Below are 4,349 nucleotides of genomic sequence, written 5' to 3'. Positions count from 1 at the left end.
GCTTGATTGCTTATTAAACCCGAAGAACCCCACCCCGCCAAAGCTGTGCTTTGTCTCCCCTCCCCGCCTGCGGGGAGGGGTTGGGGGTGGGGTTCTTTTATTATGGGTAATTTGGCGGACATGATATTACCCAACAAACCCCTCAAAATGTTGGGTTACCCTGCGGGAAGCCCCTTCGGGTCTACGTTCCTCAAACGCCACTTGCTTCTCCCAAGGGGAGACGCTGCGCGAACAAGTCGGGAAACCGCAAGGGCGCAGGGCTGCCCCAACCTACACATTTTTATTTTTTAGCCAAAACCTACGTAGTATTGCTACACCATCTAAAGCGATCGCCCAGTTCGTCCGCTCATAGAGTTCCCAGCCAATTGTAACAGTTTGCATTTGCCACCCCACGAACAGCACTAGCCGTCCAATGCTAAATAGCCGATAGTCTCGAAACTTAAAGGCTGCAAAGGGATCGTGTTGTGCAACCTCAAAGTTATGGGGCTTTAAGTTCTATTTTCTCGAAGACATTTTTTAGTAGAGTTAAGCCTTCTTCAATATTGAAAATTTGGTCTTCTGTAAGACCTTTCAGCAGATCGGTAATATGAGCGCGAGTTTGATCTTGGGATTGCTTGAGATGATGTTTTCCATCTTCAGTTAAATTGAGCAGCACCCGCCGCCGCTCTTGAGGATGAGCGCAGCGTTTTACAAAGTCGCGTTGTACTAAGCGTTCTATGGTTGCTGATGCCGTGGCAGAGGTGACACCTAAATGGTCTGCCAGATCAGATAATGAAGCACCAGGATTACGGTTGATAAATGCTAGCGATCGCAACTGAGGTATAGATAAAAAAGCGGCACTATGGGCACGCATATCCGCTCGGATAAACCGCATCACTAATGGAACTGTTTCCATTACTCTAGCGGCACATTCTTCGGAAGTTACACCTTGATTAGGTTTATCCAAGGTCATGGGCTTGTTGTTCTCCTAGTTACATGGCCACCCGTGGATAAAGTTTTCCACCAATGATGGCCAAAATTATTAATGTTAATAAGAGAATTGTACAATCCAGACCAAAGCCATAGATGCTAGTGCCGTTTAACAGCATGGTGCTGCGTAAGCCGTCAAGCTCATTTCCAGCGCTAGAGCGATCGCATTAAAAATTATTGAAAAATTGAGTGCTTCTTGACAAAATCCTGATTAGTAATCACAATGTAATTACAATCAACATAAGTATCCTCATGGGGACAGCAATTAGAACCCGTATTGTTAAAATTGGGAATTCTCAAGGTATCCGCATTCCTAAACTTCTGCTGGAACAAAGTGGTATTGGTGAAGAGGTGGAAATTGAAGTTCAAGATTGTCACTTAATTGTCCGTGCAGCCTCTCAATCGCGTAAGGGGTGGAATGAAGCATTTGCAACAATGGCGAAGCAACACGACGATGCACTGCTCGATGATGCCGTAACTACAGAGTGGGAGCATCTAGAGTGGGAGTGGTAGTCAATCGATTTGATGTGTTTTTGGTTAACCTCGACCCAACGATTGGCAGTGAGATTCAGAAGACAAGACCCTGTGTAATAATTTCACCAGATGAGATGAATAAATATATTGCCACGGTTATTGTTGCTCCGATGACAACTAAAGGACAATCTTATCCGACTCGTGTTGCTTGTCAGTTTCAAAGCAAGGAAGGGCAAATTGTTCTAGATCAAATTTGTAAAGTTGACAAAACTCGATTAGTCAAAAAGCTAGGTCAGATTGACTCTGATGAACAAAAAGCAGTTTTAGATACCTTGGCTGAAATGTTTGCTGAATAATCTGTCTAACAATCCTATACACCGGATGGTTATGAGATTCCACCGTAATGGTTATACCAATTTTCTATGAATACGAATTAGATAACATCTCTGGTTATCTTCAACATTTTATTTCCACCAGGCTGTAGTTCATATTCAACCTTTTCAATATCTATTTTGTAACCCTTTGAAGTGTAATATTGAACTATTTCATCTAAATGTTGTGAATGTTTCCACATTAAAGTTATCAGGGGAAATATTCGGATTTCTTTAGCAATACGCAGCATCTCACCTACTGAGTTTAGGTGAAAATCGTAATCTAGGTGATCTGAATATAAAAACAATAAATGCGAACAAAGAGCTATATCAAATTGTTGATGATCATAAGCTAATTTTGGCAATTCTCCAACTGCGTACCTGTTGCTCTTTTTGCCAGTTTCATAATCAGACAGAAATTCTTGAATAACTTTGACTCGATTGTGCCGCAAATCATCAGGGGATTTATGATAGCTCCATACCCAATCATTCGATGTAGCCTTGACTTGGTTAATGATATTATCTACTACTTCATTAAATCTTTGCAATATTTCATCACCGGAAAATTGGTATAGTTGTATTCACTGCGAGACGGCAATCATTCAGAAGCACGTCAAGTTCTTTTACAACTGTCAAGGGATTTCTACCACACTCGGTTTACCAAAATTTCGAGCATTCCTGAGTAAAGCGACTTTGTTAAGGTTAACGCTGAGATTGGTCATATTACCTGTCCACCAAAAACTGTGTCACTGACAAATAATAAATGGGCTAATCCGTAATTCAAAAATTACGAATTACGAATTATTCACTTTGCCTTGCCAAACAATTTCCTTAACTTTGATTTCTTTCGGAATCAATTTAATTTTGTAGAAGCTATCTGCAACCTCTTGTTGTTTATTAATTACTTCATCTGTGAGCGAAAGTACATCATGCTCACGCCGCTTTTCTGCTATTTCCAACACAGGAACATCTATACCCAAAGCAGGGGAAAGAAATTTAGCAACTTCACTAGGATTATTCTTTGCCCAGTCACTAACTTTCTTCACCTGATCGAGAACTATTTTCAAAGAATCTGGCTTGGCATCAACAAAAGATTTTGCAGCCAGATAATAACCACGATTGGGAGCTAATCCCGTCGCGTCTACTAAGGTACGTGCGCCTGTTGCTGCTTCTGCTGCGGCTAAGTACGGGTCCCAAATTGCCCAGGCATCAACGTTTTTTTGCTCAAATGCAGCACGAGCATCGGCGGGAGTGAGAGTTACTTGTTGAATGTCACTGTACTGTACCCCTGCTTTTTCCAGCGCTTTCACTAATAGGTAGTTAGCATTAGAACCTTTGGCAAAAGCCACTTTTTTACCCTTGAGTTCAGCCACACTTTTAATAGGTGAATCCTTGGGCACCAGAATAGCTTCAGCCTTGGGACTCCAAGGATCGTAGGCAACATAAACCAAAGGAATACCCCCAGCTTGAGCAAATATCGGTGGTGATTCTCCGGTATAACCAAAATCAATGCTGCCTGCATTCAATGCCTCAAGCATTGGGGGGCCAGCGGGAAATTCCGACCAAGTTACGGAAGTTCCTGAAGCTGCGAAAGCTTTTTCTAATTCTCCTCTCGCCTTCAGCGCATAGAGAACAGTTGACGCTTTCTGGTAGCCTATGCGAACTGTGATACTGCTAGCTGCTGGACTGGGGGCTTGGGTTGCCTGCGGTGTGCCAGAGTTGTTGCTTGCGCTTGGAGAACAAGCAGAGACAGCCAGAGTTAAGCTAAGTCCCACTCCAAACAGTAGGGAAAAAGTGCGGATTCTTCGTTGTTGGAACCTTTCAAGGAAGGCAAAAGCCATACCCAACAGTCGGGTTGGAAAGAACTTAGTCAACATCATCACTCTGCTTTTAAGGGTAAATTAATATCAGACTACAGCAAAACTCCGGCGTAACTCCGGCAAGTTTACTGATTTACCGTATTACTGTAGAATGATAAAAATATCACATAATTAAAGCTGAAATGCAAGTTTATTCGCTGAATAAGAAATTTTCCCTAAAAGTCATAGCAACGTCAAATCTAAGAATTTCAGATTGTCAAAATTTTTTATCAGCCTGATGAACTTCAAGATAAGCTAAAGCAAGTAGGTTTTCATGCTAATGTGAACCTGACAGATAACTATTTTATCTATGCACATGGAGAAAGGTTGAAATAATTCGTAATAGGCTAGCCCTGCTACGTTCGCAAAGCCTCTCGTAGAGAAGACAGTAATTCGTAATTAAATGGTATAGAGCAAGCACTCAATATGCAGATTTAGTGGTCAACAAGACAGTAGAGAGTTCAAACTCCCACTGATTGTAACTACGAGTTACTGTCTTCGTAGCCCATTAGCAATTACGAATTCTTGTGACACACCGTTCAAGCTAAGTATAGCGGTTATCAGTCCAGTTCAGTACACTTAGGAGAGAACAATTCTACTGATAACTGGTCGCTATGAAAGCCTACTCTCTCGACTTGCGTCAGAAAGTTGTTGATGCTTATGCCTGCGGTGACAT

Annotated in this window: 6 protein-coding genes and 2 pseudogenes; 2 read left to right on the top strand and 6 right to left on the bottom strand. The window is 42.0% G+C overall.

What is annotated here, in order from left to right:
* Positions 1-306 precede the first annotated feature (306 nt).
* The 3 genes and pseudogenes from LC574_RS28655 to LC574_RS28645 form a co-directional block, all read right to left on the bottom strand.
* Positions 307-483 (bottom strand): annotated as a pseudogene (locus LC574_RS28655) (MFS transporter); the annotation flags it as partial.
* A complete protein-coding gene (locus tag LC574_RS28650; RefSeq protein WP_229457031.1) occupies positions 479-952 on the bottom strand; it encodes a MarR family winged helix-turn-helix transcriptional regulator in 474 nt (157 codons plus the stop codon). The gene LC574_RS28650 and the pseudogene LC574_RS28655, both read right to left, overlap by 5 nt.
* Before the next feature lie 19 nt (positions 953-971).
* Positions 972-1,112 (bottom strand): annotated as a pseudogene (locus LC574_RS28645) (multidrug ABC transporter permease); the annotation flags it as partial.
* A 109-nt stretch (positions 1,113-1,221) separates the two neighbouring features.
* Between LC574_RS28645 and LC574_RS28640 the strand changes: the two are divergent.
* Together LC574_RS28640 and LC574_RS28635 are read left to right on the top strand one after the other, a co-directional pair.
* A complete protein-coding gene (locus tag LC574_RS28640; protein ID WP_229457030.1) occupies positions 1,222-1,482 on the top strand; it encodes an AbrB/MazE/SpoVT family DNA-binding domain-containing protein in 261 nt (86 codons plus the stop codon).
* Positions 1,476-1,799, top strand: coding sequence for a type II toxin-antitoxin system PemK/MazF family toxin (locus tag LC574_RS28635; RefSeq protein ID WP_229457029.1), 324 nt, complete (start codon positions 1,476-1,478; stop codon positions 1,797-1,799). The genes LC574_RS28640 and LC574_RS28635 overlap by 7 nt, the downstream gene beginning before the upstream one ends.
* A 77-nt stretch (positions 1,800-1,876) precedes the next feature.
* Here the strand turns inward: LC574_RS28635 and LC574_RS28630 are convergent, their stop codons facing one another.
* The 3 genes from LC574_RS28630 to LC574_RS28620 all read right to left on the bottom strand — a co-directional run bounded on the left by LC574_RS28630 (position 1,877) and on the right by LC574_RS28620 (position 3,691).
* Complete coding sequence (locus tag LC574_RS28630; RefSeq protein WP_306422170.1) at positions 1,877-2,362, bottom strand: SAM-dependent methyltransferase; 486 nt, start codon at positions 2,360-2,362, stop codon at positions 1,877-1,879.
* A gap of 84 nt (positions 2,363-2,446) precedes the next feature.
* Positions 2,447-2,536: a pyridoxine 5'-phosphate synthase gene (locus LC574_RS28625; RefSeq protein ID WP_229457028.1), complete on the bottom strand. Its 90-nt coding sequence runs from the start codon at positions 2,534-2,536 to the stop codon at positions 2,447-2,449.
* A 72-nt stretch (positions 2,537-2,608) separates the two neighbouring features.
* Positions 2,609-3,691, bottom strand: coding sequence for a sulfonate ABC transporter substrate-binding protein (locus LC574_RS28620; protein ID WP_229457032.1), 1,083 nt, complete (start codon positions 3,689-3,691; stop codon positions 2,609-2,611).
* Positions 3,692-4,349 lie beyond the last annotated feature (658 nt).

It is taken from the genome of Nostoc sp. CHAB 5715 (assembly GCF_020829685.1).
Taxonomy (GTDB): Bacteria; Cyanobacteriota; Cyanobacteriia; order Cyanobacteriales; family Nostocaceae; genus Nostoc.
Note: the sequence above shows the minus strand (reverse complement) of the source record. Positions and strands in the feature narration are given on the sequence as shown.